This is a genomic window from Streptomyces sp. LaBMicrA B280, assembly GCF_049222185.1.
Classification (GTDB): domain Bacteria; phylum Actinomycetota; class Actinomycetes; order Streptomycetales; family Streptomycetaceae; genus Streptomyces; species Streptomyces murinus.
Genome location: NZ_JBMJCT010000052.1, coordinates 205,150 through 224,346 on the forward strand (window position 1 = coordinate 205,150; position 19,197 = coordinate 224,346).

Sequence of the window (19,197 nt, forward strand, 5' to 3'; positions counted from 1 at the left end):
GGGCCGGAGGGGTTCGAAGGGGTCGAAGACGTCATGGTCGTCGATTCCTCACCGTTCGTGGTCGTTGCCGCCGAGCGCGGCGTCTTCGTCGTCGGGTCCGGTGCCCTGGTCGTAGGCGTCGTCGGGGCCGGTGCCGTGGTCGTCGTCGGCGTCGCCGTACGCGGCGTTCTCGAACTCGCTGAGGATCTGCTCCTCCACCAGGTGCGCCAGGGCGGCGACGGTGCGCGAGACCAGGACGTCGCGGGGGGTCAGTGTGATGGCGAACGCGTCGTTGGCGCGGGAGGCGATGAGCAGGGCGCGCATGGAGTCGCCGCCGAGCAGGAAGTAATCGTCCTCGGCGCCGACGGACGTCCCCAGGGTCTCCTCCCAGATCTCCGCGACCGCCTCCTCGGTGGGGGTGCGCGGTGCCACGTACTCGGGCCGGTCCCGCTCCTCCTCCGGTGCCGGTGCGGGCAGGGCCGCCCGGTCGGTCTTGCCGTTCTCGGTGAGAGGGAAGCGCTCCAGGGCGACGAAGGCCGACGGGATCATGTGGCCCGGCAGGAACCGGGCGGCCAGGGACCGCAGTTCGGCCGGGGCGGGGGGTTCGGCGCCGGGGGCAGTGAGCAGGTGGGCGACCAGGCGCGGCAGGCCGGGTTCGTCCTCGCGTACGGTCACCACCGCGTCCAGCACGTCCGGGTGGCGTACGAGGGTCGCCTCGACCTCGCCCGCCTCGATGCGGTGGCCGCGCAGCGTGAGCTGGTGGTCGGTGCGCCCCCGGTAGTGCAGTTCGCCGCCGCTGTCACGGCGCACCAGGTCGCCGGTGCGGTACATGCGGGTGCCGGGCGGCCCGAACGGGTCGGCGCGGAACCGGGCGGCGGTCAGTCCCGGGCGGCCGAGGTAGCCGCGGGCCAACGCCGTTCCTGACAGCCAGAGTTCGCCGGGGACACCGTCGGGTACCGGCCGCAGCCGGGCGTCCAGGACGTAGGCGCCGGTGGCGGGCAGCGGGCGGCCGATGGGGGGTGCACCGCCATCCGCCGCCAGCGGCGCGGACCAGGTGGCGACGACGGTGGCCTCGGTGGGGCCGTAGGAGTTGACCATGCGGTGGTGCGGCGCCCAGCGGGCCACCAGGTCGGCCCCGCACGCCTCGGCGCCGACGATCAGGGTCTTCAGGTCCGGCAGAGTGCCGGGGGTGCCCGGGGGCAGGGTGGCGAGCGCGGCCGGGGGCAGCAGGGTATGGGTGATGCGCTCGGCCCGCATCACGTCGGCCAGTTCGGCGCCGAGCAGCGGTCCGGGGCGGGGCACGACGAGCCGGGCGCCGTGCGGCAGGGACATGCACAGCTCCAGTACGGAGGCGTCGAAGCTGGGCGTGGCGAAGGCCAGCACCCGGTCTCCCTCGGCCACTTGGTAGTGGGCGGCCTCGGCGGCGGAGAACGCGGCGAGCCCGCGGTGGGTGACGACCACGCCCTTCGGGGTGCCGGTGGAGCCGGAGGTGTAGATGACGTACGCCGGGTCGTCCAGGTCCAGCGGGCGCCTGCGGTCGGCGTCGGCGGGCCGGTGTCCGGGTGCCTCGTCCGGCGGCGCGGCGAGCAGGCCTGCGATCTCCTTGGCGTCGAGGGTCAGGGCGGGGGCGGCGTCGCGCAGCATCAGCGCGATCCGCTCCTCGGGGTAGGCGGGGTCCACGGGCAGGAACGCGGCGCCCGCCTTGGCCACCGCCAGCTGGGCCAGCACCATGTCCACGGAGCGGGGCAGCAGCAGCGCGACGATGTCGCCGGGTCCGGCGCCCCGGGCGATGAGCCGGTGGGCCAGCCGGTTGGCCCGCGCCTCCGCCTCGGCGAAGGTGAGCAGGGAGCCGGGCGCGGCGAGCGCGGGGGCGTCCGGCCGACGGTCGACGGCCGCCTCCACGAGGGCGGGCAGGGTGACGGCGGGCACCTCGCCCGAGGCCGGGCGGGACGGTCCCCGCAGCAGCCGCTCGCGCAGTGCGGGCGGCAGCACGTCGAGTTCGTCGAGGCGGGCGGTGCCGTCCGTGCCGGCCAGGGTGTGCAGGGTGTGCAGCAGCTGGGCGGCGAGGGCGTCGGCGGTGTCCGCGTCGAAGCACCTCGGGTCGTAACCGAGTTCGACGGCGAGCCGGTCGCCGGGCGAGACCACCACGGTGAGCGGGTAGTTGGTGGCCTCCCGGGCGTCCAGGTCGCGCAGGGCGAGCCCGTGGGCGCCCGCGGTCGCGTCGCCGACCGGGTAGTTCTCGAACACCACCAGGCTGTCGAACAGGCCGGTGCCCGGCGGCAGTTCGGTGAGGGCGCGCAGCGCGTTGAGCGGCAGGTGGTCGTGGCGCCGGTCCTCCGCGCGCGCCTCCTGCACCGCGCGCAGCCAGCCGGCCGCGGGCGCGGCGCCGTCGACGGCGATCCGGGCGGGCAGCGTGGTGATGAACAGGCCGGTGATGGTGTCGGCGCCGGGCAGGTCGGCGGGCCGTCCGGAGACGGTGGTGCCGAAGCACACCTCCGCCTCCCCGCTCCACCGGGCCAGCAGCAGCGCCCAGGCGCCCTGCACCAGGGTGTTCAGGGTCAGGCGGTGCCGCCGCGCGAACTCCTGGAGGCGGCGGGTCTCCTCGGCGCCGAGCCGCTGCGACAGCCAGGTGCCCGAGCGGGCCGTGGTGCCGGGGGCGGGCCTGCGGTCGTACGGCAGCGGGGTCGGTGTGCGCAGTTGGGACAGGGCCCCGCGCCAGTGGTCCTCGGCGGGTCCGGTGCCGCGGGCGGCCAGCCAGGCGGCGTAGTCCGCGAACGGGCGGCGCTCGGGCAGCCGGGGCCGCTCGCCCCGGGCCAGCGCCTCGTGGGCGGCCAGCACATCGGCGAGTACGTGGAAGACGCTCCAGCCGTCCAGCAGGACGTGGTGGAAGGTCCAGACGACCCGTACCGCGTCCGGTCCGAGCCGGACCAGGGCGAGCCGCAGCAGCGGGGCGCGCTCCAGGGCCAGGCCCCGGGCCCGCTCCTCGGCGAGCAGCCGCTCCAGCTCCGCCTCCCGCCGGTCCGCGGACAGCGCGCTCCAGTCGTGCTCGGTGACGGGCAGGACCACGTCCCGGTGGACGATCTGGAGCGGTACGGGCACGCCGTGCAGGGCGACGGAGGTGCGCAGCACGGGGGTGCGGTCGACGACGTGCCGCCAGGCGGCCGCCAGGGTGCCCGGGTCGCGGGCGCCGTCCGCCACGAAGGTGATCTGCTCGACGTACAGGCCGTGTTCGGCCTCGTCCAGGCCGTGCATCACCATGCCGGTCTGGGTGGGCGTGAGCGGGTACACGTCCTGGACGTCCGCCCCGCTGCCGACGAGCCGGTCGAGAGCGGTCTGGTCCAGTGGCGCGAGCGGGAAGTCGGACGGGGTGCGGCCACCGGCGCCGGGTTCGGCGCAGTGCCGGACGATCGCGCGCAGTTCGTCGGCCAGTTCGGCCGCCAGCCGGGCGACGGTCTCCGGCCGGTGCACCTCGCGGGAGTACGACCAGGTGAACTCCAGCCGGTCGCCGGTGACCCGGCCGAGGACGTCCAGCAGGTGCGGGCGGTCCGCGGCGCGGTCCATGCCGCCGCTGAGGCCGTCGCCGTGGGGCGCGCCCAGCAGGCCGCCGGGCGCGGGGGTCCGGTCCTGCCGGCCGAGGTAGTTGAAGCACACCTGGGGCAGTCCGGGCAGGGCGGCGCCCGCCGTGGGGTGCAGATGGCGCAGCGCGCCGTAGCCGAGGCCGCCGTTCGGTACGGCCCGCAGGTTCTCCTTGACGGTCTTCAGCGCGGTGCCGGTGTCCGCCTCCCGGGGCACGTCCAGGGCGACCGGGTACACGGTGGTGAACCAGCCGGTGGTGCGGGCGAGGTCCGCCTCGGCGAAGAGTTCCTCGCGGCCGTGGCCCTCCAGGGTGACCGCCACCCGGTCCCGGCCCGTCCAGCGGCCGAGGACCCGGCCCAGCGCGGTGAGCAGGACGTCGTTGACGCGGGTGCGGTAGGCGTCCGGGACGTCCTGGAGCAGTCGGCGGGTCTCCTCGGCGTCGAGTCCGGCGGTCAGGCTCTCCTCGACGGCGACGGTGTTCGCGCCGCCGGTGTGGTCGACCGGCAGGGCGGTCCCGGTGCCGACGCCCTGCCAGTGGGCGAGTTCGGCGTCAAAGCCGCCCGCCTCGGTGTGCTCGGCGAGCCGCCTGGCCCAGGCCTGGAACGAGGTGCTCTTGGCGCCGAGTTCGGGCCGCGCCCCGTCCCGCAGGGCGCGGTGGGCGCTCTCCAGGTCCTCCAGGATCAGCCGCCAGGACACGGCGTCCACGACGAGGTGGTGGGCGGCGAGCAGCAGCACCGGCCGTGCGGTGCCGCCCGGCAGGCACAGGGCCGCGCGCAGCAGCGGCCCGTGGGCCAGGTCGAACCCGGCGCCGAGGGCGGCGGCCACCGCGCGCGGCTCCGCGTCCCGGTGCACCTCCAGGTGCACGGCGGTGTCGCCGGGCGCGCTGCCGTACTGCCGCCAGCGGCCGTCCCCGGCCTCCTCGAAGCGGTGCCGCAGCGCGTCGTGGTGCTCCAGTACGGCGGCCAGGGCGGCCCGCAGCACCGACTCCTCGGGTTCCTCGGCCAGTTCGAAGGAGACCGTCTGGCTGAAGCGCGCGGGGTCCCCGGTGAGCGTGTCGAGCAGCCAGTGCTGTACGGGGGTGAGCGGGGCCTCGCCGGTCACCGGGCCCTGTTCGGCTCCGGCGGATCCGGCGCTGTCCGGCAACTTCTCGGCCGCGGCGGCGAGTTCGGCGAGGGTCTGGTGGGTGAACAGGTGCCGGGGGTTCAGGGCGAGACCGGCGCGGCGGGCGGCCGAGACGATCTGGATGCCGAGGATGGAGTCGCCGCCGAGCATGAAGTAGTTGTCGTCCGCGCCCACTTCGGGCACGCCCAGCACCTCGGACCAGATGGCGGCCAGGGTGTGCTCCGCCTCGGTGTGCGGCGGTCGGCCCGCTCCCGTACCGGCGCTGGGCGCGGCCCACTCGGGGGTGGGCAGGGCCCGCCGGTCGAGCTTGCCGGTGGCGCCGAGCGGCAGCCGCTCCAGCGGCAGGACGAGGGCGGGGACCAGATGGTCGGGGAGGCTGCCCGCGAGGAAGGCGCGCAGTTCGGCGGGGTCCGGCAGAGCGGCCGCGCGGGGCACCGCGTAGCCGATGAGCCGGCGGTGGCCGTCCTGCTCCACCACCCGGGCGGCCGCTCCCGCCACGGCCGGGTGGCGGGCCAGCGCGGCCTCCACCTCGCCGAGTTCGATGCGGAAGCCGCGTACCTTCACCTGGTCGTCGCCGCGCCCGAGGTAGACGAGGTCGCCGTCGGCCGTCCAGCGGACCCGGTCGCCGGTGCGGTACATACGGCTGCCCGCCGGGCCGAACGGGTCGGGCAGGAAGCGGGTCGCGGTCAGGCCGGGGCGGCGCAGATAGCCGCGGGCGACCCCGGTTCCGGCGAGGAAGAGCTCGCCGGGCGCGCCGACGGGCACCGGGCGCATCCGCTCGTCCAGGACGTAGGCGCGGGCACCGCCGAGCGGGCGGCCGATCGGCGGGTCGCGGTCGGGGTCGGCCGGGTCGCAGGTGAAGGCGGTGGCGTAGACGGTGGCCTCGGTGGGCCCGTAGATGTTGCGCACCTCGCCGCCGGGGACGGCGTCGCGGACCCGGCGCACGGTCCGGGCGGGCAGCCCCTCCCCCGCGAGGACCACGGTGTCGGCGGTGACCTGGACGGCGTCCTCGGCGAGCAGCCGGTCCAGGGCGGAGGGCACCGCGCTGAGCAGTCCGGCCCGCCACGGGCCGGGGCGTTCGGCGAGGGCCAGCAGGTCGCGGACGATCTCGACGCAGCCGCCGGAGAGCAGCGGGGCGAAGATCTCGAAGACCGACACATCGAAATTGAGCGAGGTGGAGGCGATCACATGGGCGAGGCCCCGGCCGGTGAACTCGGCCGCCGCCCAGTCGGTCAGGGCGAGGACGGAGGCGTGGCTGACGACGACGCCCTTGGGGCGGCCGGTCGAGCCCGAGGTGTGGATCACATAGGCGGGGTGGCCGGGCAGCAGGGCGGTACGGCGTTCGTCGTCGCCGACCGGGGTGTCCGGCACCTGGGGGTCCGGCTCCTCGTCCAGCAGGATGCGGGTGAACGGCCCCTCGGGCAGCCGCCCCGCGGTCGAGGCGGCCGTGATCACGGCGTCGGGCCGTACGTCCTCGAAGAGGAACGCGACGCGCTCGGCCGGGTACTGGGGGTCGACCGGCAGGTATCCGGCGCCGCTCTTGAGCACCGCGAGGAGCGCCACGATCAGCTCGGCGGTGCGGGGCAGGCACAGGGCGACGAAGCGCTCGGGTCCGGCACCGGCCGCGATGAGCCGCCGGGCCAGCCGGTTGGCGCGGGCGTCGAGCTCGCCGTAGGTGAGGCACCGGTCGGCGTGGCGGACGGCGAGGGCGTCCGGGGTACGCTCGGCCTGCCGTCGGAACGCCTCCGGCAGGGTGCCGTGCGGGAGTTCGGCCACGGGTCCGCCCAGGCGGTCCACCAGCGCCCGCGCCCCGGGCGTATCGAGCAGGGGCAGTTCGGCGAGGGTGCGGCCGGGGTCGTCGGCCATGCCGGTCAGCAGGGTGCGCAGGCTCTCGCCGAGCGCCCGTACCGTCGTGGCGTCGAAGGCGTCCGGGTCGTAGTCCAGGTTCACGGCCAGGGTGTCGCCGGGCGCGACGACCACGCTCAGCGGGTAGTTCGTCGGTTCCAGGTCGCGTTCCTGCTCCATGGACAGGCCGTGGCGGGCCAGCGCGTGTTCGTCGAACGGATAGTTCTCGAAGACCACGATGGAGTCGAACAGGCTTGTGCCGCCGGGCACTTCGCTCCAGGACTGCAACTGGGCGAGCGAGACGAAGTCATGGCGGCGGGCCTCGGACTGGGCGGCCTGGAGTTCGCGCAGCCAGTCAAGCAGCGGGCGCTGACCGTCGACGCGGGCGCGGGTGGGCAGCGTGTTGATGAACAGGCCCACCATCGAGGTGACGCCGGGCAGTTCGGCGGGGCGGCCGGAGACGGTGGTGCCGAACACCACGTCGGTGCCGCCGCCGTAGCGGGACAGCAGCAGCGCCCAGGCGCCCTGGAGGACCGTGTTCAGGGTGAGTCCGGCGCGCTGGGCGGTCTCGCGCAGCCGCGCCGAGACGTCCGGGGCGAGGGTCGTGCGCACCGTGCCGCAGGAGGAGGCGCGGTGGGCCTCGGCGGGGCGCCGGTCCCGGGGCAGCTCGGTGGGGGCCTGGAAGCCGGCGAGGGCGGCCCGCCAGTGCCGTTCGGCGCGTTCGGTGTCCTGTGCGGCGAGCCAGCGCAGGTACTCGGCGAACGGCCTGCGTTCGGTCGGTCGCGGGCGGCGCCCGGAGGTGAGCGCGGCGTACCGCTCGCAGACCTCGTCGAAGACCTGGGCGGCGCTCCAGCCGTCCAGCAGGACGTGGTGGAACGTCCACACCAGCCGGACCCGCTCGGGCGCGAGCCTGATCAGGGTCAGCCGCATCAGGGGCGCGGTGCCCAGGTCGATGCCCCGCTCCCGGTCCTCGGCGAGCAGCCGGTCCAGCTCGTCCGCGCAGTCGTCGGCGGGCCGCCCTGACCAGTCGTGGTGGGTGACCGGCACGGTGGCGCGGTGCCGGACGACCTGGAGCGGTTGCGGGGTCTCCTGCCACACCAGGTGGGTGCGCAGGACCGGGTTGGCGTCCGCGGTGTGCTGCCACGCCTGGGCGAGCGCCCGCGGGTCGGTGACCCCGTTCAGCACCAGCTGCACCTGGTTGACGTAGGTGCGGCCCGCCGGGTCGAGCAGGCTGTGGAAGAGCATTCCGGCCTGCATCGGGGTGAGCGGGTAGATGTCCGCGATGTCATGGCCGGTGCCGGCGATGTGGTCGACGGCGGTCTGGTCCAGGCGGGCCAGCGGGAAGTCCGAGGGGGTGCGGCCGCCCGCCTCGGGGCGGGCGCAGTGCGCGACGATGTCGCCGAGCGCGCGCAGCACGCCCTCGGCGAGCGCGGTGACGGTGTGCTCGTGGTGCCGTCCGGCGCTGTAGTACCAGGTGATCTCCAGCCGGTCGTCCTCGACCCGGGCCACCACGTCCAGCAGGTGCAGGCGTTCGGTGCCGGGCGCCTCGGCGCCGCCCAGGCCGCCGGGTACCGCCCCGACCAGGCTGCCGCCCGCCCCGGACCAGTCGAAGCGGCCCAGGTAGTTGAAGCTGATGGCGGGTTCGGGCGCGCCGGTGAGCCGGGCGTCGCGGACGAGATGGCGCAGTACGCCGTAGCCGAGACCGCGGTCGGGTACGGCGCGCAGCTGTTCCTTGACGGCCTTCAGGGCGGTGCCCCAGTCGCCGGGCGGGACGGTCAGGGCGAGGGGGAAGAGCGAGGTGAACCAGCCGACGGTGCGGGACAGGTCGACGTCCTCGAACAGCTGGTCCTCACGGCCGTGGCCCTCAAGTCCGACGGCGACGGTGCCGTGCCCGGTCCAGTCGGCGAGGACCCGGCCGAGCGCGGTGAGCAGGACGTCGTCGACGCGGGTGCGGTAGACCCCGGGGACGCGGCGCAGCAGGGCGTCGGTGCGGTCGCGGTCCAGTCGTACGGTGACCTCGCGGACGTCGGCCATGGTGTTGCCGCCGGTGCCGTCCGCGGGCAGCGGGTCGGCGCAGTGCCGGGCGGCCCGCTCCCAGTGGTCGAGCCGGGCGGCGAAGGTGTCGGCGTGCTCGCGCAGCCGGTGGACCCAGGCGTGCACGGAGGTGGTGCGGGCGGGCAGGCGCACGGGCTCGCCGGTCAGGGCCTGCCGGTAGGCGGTCTCCAGGTCCTCCAGCAGGATGCGCCAGGAGACGCCGTCGACCACCAGGTGGTGGGCGACCAGCAGCAGCCGCGCGGGCCGGGTGCCGTCGGCGGTGAACAGGCGGGCGGTGAACAGCGGTCCTGTCGCGAGGCGGAGTCCGGCGTGGGCCGCCGCCGTGACGAACTCCTCGGCCCGGGGGTCGTGGACCTGGAGCAGCTCGGGCTCCGGGGCGTCGGCGGCGGGGACGTCCTGCCGCCAGGTGCCGTCCGCGTCGGCGGTGAACCGGGCGCGCAGCGCGTCGTGCCGGGTCCACAGGGCGGTGAGGGCGCGGCGCAGCGCGTCCTCGTCCACCGGTCCGGCCGCCTCGATGAGGACGGACTGGTCGAAGAGGTCGGCGTGCGGCGGGCGGGGGTCGAGGAACCAGTGCTGGATCGGGGTGAGGTCCACCGCCCCGCTGACCGGTGCGGTGCCGGTGACGGCGGGCGCGGCGGAGCCGTCCGCGGCGGCCAGTTCGGCCACCGTGGGGTGCCGGAAGAGGTCGCGCGGGGTGAGGGTGAGCCCGGCGGCGCGGGCGCGGGAGACGACCTGGATGCTGAGGATCGAGTCGCCGCCCAGCATGAAGAAGTTGTCGTCGACGCCGACCCGTTCCACGCCCAGCAGCTCGGCCCAGATCCCGGTGAGCAGCCGCTCGGTCTCGGTGCTCGGGGCGCGGTGGGCCCGCTCCCCACCGGCCGACCAGTCGGGTGCGGGCAGCCGGCGCCGGTCGACCTTGCCGTTGCCGGTCAGCGGCAGCTCGGACACGGTGACGAACGCGGCGGGCAGCATGTAGTCGGGCAGGCCGTCGGCGAGATGGGCGCGCAGCTCGGCGGCGGGCGGTATCGCGGCGCCGACGGCGGGGACGAGGTGGGCGGCGAGGCGTTTGCGTCCGCCGTCCTGGTAGAGGGAGACGACGGCTTCGGCGACGGCGGGGTGGGCGGTGAGCCGGGCCTCGATCTCGGCGGGTTCGACGCGGAAGCCGCGGATCTTGATCTGGTCGTCGGCGCGGCCGACGAAGTGCAGCTCGCCGTCGGCGCTCCAGCGCACGATGTCGCCGGTGCGGTACATCCGTTCCCCGGGCGGACCGAAGGGGTCGGCGAGATAGCGGGCGGCGGTCGCGCCGGGCCGCCCCGCGTAGCCCCGGGCCAGTCCGGCGCCCGCGATGTACAGCTCGCCGGGGATGCCGGGCGGCTGCGGCTGGAGGGCGGCGTCCAGGACGTAGACGCGGGTGTCGTCCAGCGGGCGGCCGATGGGGAGGACGGCGGGCAGCGGGTCGCCGGTGCGGAAGGCGCGGCGGGTGGCGAAGGTGGTGGTCTCGGTGGGGCCGTAGCCGTCCATGACGGTCAGGCCGGGGCAGGCGTCCAGCACCCGGCGCACCACCGCGCCCGGCACCGCCTCGCCGCCCGTCCACACCTCGCGCGCGCCGCGCAGGCAGCCGGGGTCCTCCTGGGCGAGGAGCCGGAACAGTCCCGCGGTCAGCCACAGGCAGCCGACCCGCTGTTCCGTGACGGCCCTGCGGACCTGGGCGGTGTCCAGGTCGGCGGGCGGGGCGAGGACGGCGGTGCCGCCGCGCAGCAGCGGCACCCACACCTCGTAGGTGGCGGCGTCGAAGGCGTGCGGCGAGTGCACGAGGACCCGGTCGTGCCCGGCGAAGGCGCGGTCCAGGGCGAGGGCGGCGACGTCCCGCTGGCGTACCGCGACACCCTTGGGGGTGCCGGTGGAGCCGGAGGTGAACATCAGGTACTGCGCGTTGTCCGGGTGGACGGGCGGCAGGGGGCCGGTGGGTACGGGGGTGTCCGCGTCGGGCGTGCCGTCGGCGCGCAGCACGCCGTCGCCGGGCAGCACCGCACGGGCCGTCTCCGCCCAGGCGGCGTCGGTGAGCAGCAGCTCGGCGCCGGCCTCGGCCAGCATCCGGCGCAGTCGTTCGGCGGGCGCCCTGCCGTCCAGCGGCACGTACACCCCGCCGGTGCGGACGAGGGCCAGCTGGGCGACGACCAGTGCCACGGAGCGGTCCATCAGCACGCCGACCGGGCGTTCCGGCCGTACCCCGAGGCCGGTCAGCCGGGCCGCCAACCGGGCGGCGCGGGCGTCGAGTTCGGCGTAGGTGAGGTGTTCGTCGGCGGCTTCCAGGGCGACGGCGTCCGGGGTGCGGCGCACCTGTGCGGCGAAGAGGTCGGCGACGGTGGTGGGGGGCCGGTCGGTGGCGGTGTCGTTCCAGGCGCGCAGCACCTGTGCGCGGCGCTCCGGGGCGAGCAGCGGGAGCCGAGCGGGCGGGCGCCGGGTGCCGTCGGGCATTCCCGTGAGCAGCACGGTGAGGTATTCGGCCAGCCGCTCGGCGGTCCCCGCGTCGAACAGGTCGGGGTCGTACCCCAGGCGCAGGGTCAGCTCCTGGCCGGGGTAAGCGGTCAGGCTCAGCGGGTAGTTGGTGGTCTCGATGCCCTCCAGGCCGCTCAGGCGCAGCCCGTGGGCGGCGGCGAGGTCGTCGTCCACCGGATAGTTCTCGAAGACGACGATGCTGTCGAACAGGCCGACGCGTTCCGGCAGTTCGGTGAGGGCGCGCAGCCGGGTGAGCGGCAGGTGGTCGAACCGCCGGTCCTCGCTCTGGTCGCGCTGGAGGGCGCGCAGCCAGTCGAGCAGGGTCCCGTGGCCTGGGACGGCGGCCCGGGTCGGCAGGGTGGTGATGAACAGGCCGGTCATGGCGTCGGCGCCGGGCAGCTCGGGCGGTCGGCCGGACACGGTGGTGCCGAACACCACCTCGTCCCGGCCGGACTGCCGGGCCAGCAGCAGCGCCCAGGCGCCCTGCACCAGGGTGTTGAGGGTCAGTCCGGAGGTCCGCGCCAGCTCCTCCAACGCCCGGCTCGCGGCCTCGGGCAGGGTGGCCCGTACGGCGTGGGTGGACTCGGCGCGGTGGCTCTCGCGCGGCTCGCGGTCGTACGGCAGGGGGGTGGCCTCGGTCAGTCCGGCGAGCCGGTGCCGCCAGTGCCGTTCGGCCTCCGCGGTGTCGCGGGCGCGCAGCCAGCCGACGTAGTCCCGGTACGGCGGGCGGTCCGGGAGGGCGTCCGGGCCGGTGCCGCCGGTGAGGGCGAAGACGTCCGAGAGGACCTGGAACAGGCTCCAGCCGTCGAGGAGCAGATGGTGGAAGGACCACACCACGCGCACCGCGGTGTCGGAGACCCGGGCGAGGAGGAGGCGCTGGAGTGGGGCCCGCCCGAGGTCGATGCCCTCGGCGCGGTCGCGGTCCAGGACGTCGTCCAGCCGGGTGCGCCGCTCCTCCTCCGTCAGGTCCCGCCAGTCCAGGTGGGTGACCGGTACGGCCGCGTGCCGCCGGACCACGAGCAGCGGCTCGGGCACGTCCTGCCAGACGACGCCGCCGCGCAGCACCTCGGCGCGGTCGGTCACCCGCTGCCAGGCGGCGGCGAGGGTTCCCGGCTCGTCCACGCCGTCCAGGACGAAGGTGAGCTGCTGGAAGTAGACGCCCCGGTCGTCCTGGGACAGGCCGTGGAAGAGCATGCCCGCCTGGGTCGGGGTGAGCGGCAGGATGTCCGCGACGGCCGCCGGGTCCGTGCCGGTGAGGCGGTCCACGGCGGCCTGGTCGAGCCGGGCCAGCGGGAAGTCGGACGGGGTGCGCCCGGCGGCCCCGGGCCCGGCGGCGAACCGGGCCAGGTCCGCGAGCGCCTCGGCGAAGCCTGTGGCCAGCGTCCCGATCGTGTCCTCGGCGTGCAGCAGCTCCGAGTAGAACCAGGTGAACTCCAGCTGTTCGTCCACCAGTTGGCCGACGACCTCCAGGGCATGCGGCCGTTCGGCCGCCGGGTCGGCGTCCAGCTCCAGCGGCCGTACGGTGCCCCGGTACAGCCCGTCGGGCGCGGCCGAAGCCCCCATCCGGCCCAGGTAGTTGAAGCTGATCCGCGCCTCCGGCGTGCCGGGGTCGCCGCCGGGTCCGGCCAGGTGGCGCAGCGCGTCATGGCCCAGGCCGTGCCGGGGTATCGCGCGCAGCTGCTCCTTGACGCGCTTCAGTACGGCGTCCCAGCCGTCCTTCCCGGGGACGGCGAGGGCGACGGGGTAGCGGGTGGTGAACCAGCCGACCGTGCGGCTGATGTCCAGCTCGGGGAAGAGTTCCTCGCGGCCGTGTCCCTCGACGTCGACGATCACCCGGTCCCGGCCGCTCCAGGCGCACAGGGCGCGGCCGAGGGCGCTGAGCAGGACGTCGTTGACCTGGGTGCGGTAGGTGTCGGGCAGGGTGTGCAGCAGGACCGAGGTGTCCTCGGGGCTGAGGCGCAGGGTGAACGCGCGCTGCGAGGCGTAGGTGTTGGCGCCGCGCTCCGGTCCGGCCGCTACCGCCGGTTCGGTGTCCGGGACCGCCCGCGCCCAGTACTCCCGCTCGTCCTCGAAGCCGCCGTCCGCCGCGTGGGCGGCCAGCCGACGGGCCCACTGGCGCAGCGGCGAGGACTTCGCGGGCAGGGCCGCCGCGCCGTCGGCGCCGGTGCGGCGGGCCCGGTAGGCGCGGTCGAGGTCCTCCAGCAGGACCCGCCAGGACACGCCGTCGACCACCAGGTGGTGGACCGCGAGGTGCAGCACGGCGGGCCGTCCTGGTCCGCCCTCGTGCAGCACGGCGCGCAGCAGTGGCCCCCGGGCGAGGTCGAAGGGCCCGAAGTGGGGCGTGTCCGTGTCCGGTCCGGTGTGCCGGGCCAGCCGGAGCCGGGGCATCCGCTCGTCGATGAACCAGACGGCCTCGCGCCCCTGCCCACCGGTGTCGGCGAACCGGGAGCGCAGGGCGTCGTGGTGCCCGGCGAGGTCGTTCAGCGCGTCCTCCAGCGCGGCGGCGTCCAGGTCGTCGGGCAGCCGGACGGACAGCGCCTGCGAGAAGTGCCCGGCGTCCCGCACACCGGCGCCGAACAGCCAGTGCTGGATGGGCGTCAGCGGGGCCGTACCGGTGGCCTCCTCCGGTGCCGGGGCTGCCTCATGGAGCCGTCCCGCGGCGTCGGCGCAGCGGGCCAGGGCGGCGACCGTCTGGTGCTGGTAGACGTCCCGCGAGGTCAGCGGCAGGCCGTCCTGCCGGGCGCGGGCCACGACCTGGATGCTGAGGATCGAGTCGCCGCCGAGTTCGAAGAAGTTGTCGTCGACGCCGATGCGTTCGGCGCGCAGCACCTCGGCCCAGATCGCGGCGAGGGTGCGCTCGGTGGGGGTGCGGGGCGCGACATGCCGTACGGCGCGCACGGCGGGGCCCGGGTCGGGGAGCCGGCCGCGGTCGACCTTGCCGTTCGGGCTGAGCGGCAGGCTCGCCAGGACGACGACCGTCGCCGGGACCATGTAGTCGGGCAGGGTACGGCCGAGTTCCCGGCGTACGGCCTCCGGTTCCACGGACTGACCGGCGGCCGGGACGACGTAGCCGACCAGGCGCCGGTGGTCCTCGCCCTCGCCCAGGACGGCCCTGGCGGCGGCCTCGGCGACGCCCGCGCAGCCGCGCAACGCCTCCTCCACCTCGCCCAGTTCGATGCGGAAGCCGCGCACCTTGACCTGCTGGTCGATCCGGCCCACGTACTCCAGGCGGCCGTCGGCGGCGCGGCGCACCAGGTCGCCGGTGCGGTACATGCGCTCCCCGGGCGCGCCGAACGGGTCGGCGACGAACCGGGCCGCGGTCAGCGCGGGACGGCGCAGGTAGCCGCGGGCCAGGCCGCCGCCGCCGAGGTACAGCTCACCGGTGACGCCGACCGGCTGGGGCCGCAGCCGGCCGTCCAGGACGTAGGCCCGGGTGAGCGCGACCGGTTCGCCGATGGGCGGGGCCTGGTCGGGCAGCCGGTCACCGGCGAACCAGGCGGTGGCGTACACGGTGGCCTCGGTGGGGCCGTAGATGTTGGCGATGCGGGCCCCGGGCATGGCGGCCCGCAGCTCGTGCACGGTCTGCGCGGGCAGGGCCTCACCGGCCAGGACGACGGTGTCCGCGGTCAGCGGCGCCGTACCGCCCGCGATCAGGCGGGAGACGACGGAGGGCACCCCGCTGAGCAGCCCCGCGTGCCGGGGTCCCGAGCCGTCGGCGAGGGCCGGCAGATCGGCGACCACCTCGACCGTGCCGCCCGCCGTCAGGGGGCAGAGCAGCTCGAAGACCGAGACGTCGAAGTTGAGGGAGGTGGAGGCGATCACATGGCCGAGCCCGGCGGCCTCGAACCGCTCGCCCGCCCACGCGGCCAGGGCGGCGACGCTGCGATGGGTCACCACCACCCCCTTGGGGCGGCCGGTGGAACCGGAGGTGTAGATGACGTACGCGGGATGGTCCGGCAGCAGCGGCCGGAGCCGGTCGGCGTCGGTGAGTTCCCTGTCGGGCCGCGCCGCGTCATCGGCATGCGCCGCGTCGTCGGTCCGCGCCGCGTCATCGGCGTGCCCCGCGTCGTCGGTCCGTGCCGCGTCCTCGCACTCGTCGAGCAGCAGCGGCGCGCAGTCGTCGGGCAGGGCGGCGGCGGTCTCGCGGGTGGCGAGGACGAGGGCGGGCCGGGCGTCGCCGAGCATCAGGCGGATGCGTTCGACCGGGTAGCCGGGGTCGACGGGGAGGTAGGCGGCGCCCGAGGTGAGCACGGCCCACAGCACGGGCACGAGATCGGCGGAGCGCGGCAGGCAGAGCGCGACCAGGGTCTCGGGTCCCGCGCCGCGCGCGACGAGCAGCCGGGCCAGCCGGTTGGCGCGCCGGGCGACCTCGGCGTAGTCGAGCCGGGCGGGGCCGCAGACGACGGCGGTACGGTCCGGGGTGCGGGCCGCCTGGGCGTGGAACAGCTCGGGCAGCGTGCCGTGTCCGGTGCTCGCGGAGCGCCCGGCGGGCGGGTTCCAGGTGTCCACCAGCGTGCGCTGCTCCTCGGCCGAGAGCATGGGCAGCTCGGCCAGCGGACGGCCAGGGCCGTCGGCCATGCCCTCCAGCAGGCGGTGCAGATGCGCGGTCAGGCGGGCCGCGGTCGCCGCCTCGAACAGGTCCGTGTTGAACTCGGCGGTCAGCACGCAGCCGCCGTCCGCCTCCGGCGTGAACTCCAGGACCAGGTCGAAGCGCGCGGCCGGGCGGGGCAACGGGTGCTCCGCGAGGCGCAGTTCCCCGGCCCGCGGCGGGACGGGCAGGGCGGTCTGCTGGACGACGAGGACCTGTACCAGCGGGGTGCGGCTGGGGTCGCGGGGCGGGGCCAGTTCCTCCACGACCCGGTCGAACGGCACCCCGTCGTGGGCGAAGGCGTCCAGCACCGTCGTCCGCATGCTCTCCACGAACCGGTCGACGGTCGCCCGTTCGTCCACTTCGCCGCGCAGCACGACCGTGTTGGCGAAGAAGCCCGCCACGTCCTCCAGTTCGCGCCGGGCGCGTCCGGCGGTGACGGTGCCGAACGCGATGTCCCGCTGGCCCGAGTAGCGGGCGAACAGGAGGGCCGCGGCGCCCGCGAACAGGGTGAACACCGTGGTGCCGCGTCCCGTGGCCAGTTGCCGCAGCCGGGCCATCAACTCGGCGGGCAGCGCGTGCCGGTGGGCGGCTCCGGCGGTGGTGCGCACGGCCGGACGCGGCCGGTCGGCGGGCAGCTCCAGGTGCTGGAGTCCGGCCAGGTGCCGCTTCCAGTAGGCGAGGTCGGCCGTGTCCGCGCCGGAGGTCCGCTGCCGCCGTTCCCACACCGCGAAGTCCGGGTACTGCACGCCCGGCCGGGAAAGGCCGTCCGGCTCGCCGGTGGTCTCGGCGTGGTAGAGGGCGGCGAGTTCGCGGGTCAGGATGCCCACCGACCAGCCGTCGGTGACGATGTGGTGCTGGGCGAGGAGCAGCAGGTGGTCCTCGTCGGCGAGCCGCACCAGCAGGGCCCTGGTGAGCGGTCCGGCGGCCAGGTCGTGGGGGCGGCCCAGTTCCTCGGTGAGCAGGTCCTCGGCGGCTTGGGCGCGCCGCGCCGGGGGCAGGTCGCGGACGTCGGCCGTGCGCAGGGGCAGGTCCGGTTCCGCCGCGATCCGCTGGCGGGCCTGTCCGTCCGCCGTGGCGAAGGTGGTGCGCAGGGCGGCGTGCCGGGCGGCGAGGCGGTGCAGGGACCGCCGCAGCGCCTCGGGGTCCAGGGCGCCGCGCAGCCGCAGGGAGACACCGGTGTTGTACTCGGTGCCGCCCGCGCTGAGTTCGTCCAGGTACCACAGCCGCCGTTGCGCGCTGGACAGCGGCAGGCCGTCCGCGTGCGGGGCCGGGGGGATCGGCTCGGCGGGCGCGGCGGCCGACGGGTCGGCGAGGAGCGGGGCGAGGGCGGCGATCGTGCGCGCCGAGAAGACGTCCCGCACGGTCAGCCGGACACCCAGTTCGTCCCGGATCCGGGACAGGGTGCGGGCGGCGAGGACGGATTCGCCGCCGAGGTCGAAGAAGTCGTCCGTCACGCCGACCCCGGCCACGCCCAGGACGTCCGCCCAGATCGCCGCGAGCGCCCGTTCCTCGTCGGTGCGCGGCGCCAGATGACCGGCCGCGGCCGTGCGCTCCGGCGCGGGCAGCGCCCGTCGGTCGATCTTGTTCTGCGGGGTGAGCGGCATCCGGTCCAGGACCACGACCGCGGCCGGCACCATGTGGGCGGGCAACCGCGCGGCCACGGCGGCCCGCAGCGCCGCGGGATCCAGGGGGCGCGCCGGGTCCGGGGCGGTGCCGGGTTGCTGTCCGGCCGGGGTGACGTAGCCGACGAGGCGCTGGTGCCCGGGCTCGTCCTCGCGTACGACGACCACGGCCTCGCCGACGGCACCGGCCCGGCGCAGGGCGGCCTCGATCTCGCCGGGCTCGATGCGGAAGCCGCGGATCTTCACCTGCCGGTCGAGGCGGCCCAGGAACTCCAGTTCGCCGCCCGGGGTTCGGCGCGCCCGGTCGCCGGTGCGGTACAGGCGTGCCCCGGCCGGGCCGAAGGGATCGGGGACGAAGCGGGTGGCGGTCAGGCCCGGGCGGCCGAGGTAGCCGCGGGCCACCGCGTCGCCGCCCACGAACAACTCGCCGTCCGTGCCGGGCGGTACGGGCCGCATCGCGGGGTCGAGCACGTAGGCGCGGGTGTGTGGCAGGGCGTCGCCGATCGTCGGGGTGCCCCGGCCCGCGGTGAGCGGCCCGGTCCAGGTGGCGACGATGGTGGCCTCGGTCGGACCATAGGAGTTGATCATGCGGCGGCCGGGTGCCCAGGTGTCCACGAGCCCGGCCGGGCAGGCTTCGGCGCCCACGATCAGCGTGCGCAGCCGGCGTCCCGTGCCGGTCCCGGGCCCCGGCAGGGTGGCGAGCGCGGCCGGTGGGATGAGGGCGTGGGTGATGCGGTGCTCGTCCAGGACGGCGGCGAGTTCGTCGCCCAGCCAGGGGCCGTGCGGCGGTACGACGAGGGTGGCACCGCACAGCACCGAGATGAACAGCTCCAGGACGGAGGCGTCGAAGCTCGGCGAGGAGAACTGGAGCACGCGGTCACCGGGACCCACGGCGTACCGCTCGGCCGCGGCGGCGACGAAGCCGCCGATGCCGCGGTGGGTGACCGTCACACCCTTGGGAGTGCCGGTGGAACCAGAGGTATAGATGACGTACGCCGCGCTGTCGGCCCCGGCACGCGCCCCGGCGACCGGCCCCCCGCCCCGCTCCCCCTCGGGCTCCGCGCCGTCGCGGCCGTCGAGCACCGCGCCCACCCGGTCCTTGTCGTCGAGGGTGACGGCGGGTGCCGCGTCGGCGAGCATCAGGGCCCGGCGCTCGGCGGGGTAGCCGGGGTCCACCGGCAGGAAGGCGGCACCCGCCCGGGAGACGGCCAGTTCGGCGGCGATGAGTTCCATGGAGCGCGGCAGGACCAGGGCGACCACCCGGTCGGGCCCGGCGCCCCGGCGTATCAGATGCCCGGCCAACCGGTCGGCCCGATCGGCCAGTTGGCGGTAGGTCCAGGTCCGCCGGCCGTCGGTGAGGGCCGGTGCGTCCGGGGTGCGCGCCACCCAGGCGGCGAACAGCGCGCCGAGCATCGGGTGCGCCCCGGTCGTGCTGCTCTCCGCCGCGCCGGTGGGGCCGGAGCGCGGCAGGGCGGGCGCCGATGCGGGCTTGTCGTGCGGGTCCGTCATGGGTGTAGTCCTTTGGAGAGCGGGACGATGCGGCACGGACCAGGAGGGCGACCTGGCCCACCGCGGGGGCGGCGCGCTGGAACGGGGGGCACACCGGGTGTGCGCGGCGGTGCGGGACGAACGGGGCTGCCGGTACCGGTCGGGGTGACCGGTACCGGGGGGGGGACGGGCGGTGGGACGATGACGATTCCCGCGTCGGCGGGCGTCCTCCGGTCGGCCGGACCGCGCGCACTGGTCACGGGTGCCTCACCGGAGCCAGAGCCGGAGCCGGATTCCTGGGCGGGACCGGCGCGACGGGCCCTGGGCCGGACATCCGTCGTACCCCGGCAGGAACGGGAAGCGGAACGGGAATCGGATCCGGGGCCGGGCATCGGCACCCGGACCGGTGCCGGGCCCCGT

At 76.0% G+C, this 19,197-nt stretch carries 1 protein-coding gene; it reads right to left on the minus strand.

The features are described 5' to 3' along the window. Positions 1-48: 48 nt before the first annotated feature. On the minus strand, positions 49-18,798 hold the full coding sequence (locus tag ACLF5H_RS30955; RefSeq protein WP_421679306.1) for a non-ribosomal peptide synthase/polyketide synthase: 18,750 nt from the start codon (positions 18,796-18,798) through the stop codon (positions 49-51). Positions 18,799-19,197: the final 399 nt, after the last annotated feature.

Bases quoted from the DNA above. Each gene is read 5' to 3' on its own strand.
- ACLF5H_RS30955 (WP_421679306.1), bottom strand. From the start codon at position 18,798: ATGACGGACCCGCACGACAAGCCCGCATCGGCGCCCGCCCTGCCGCGC.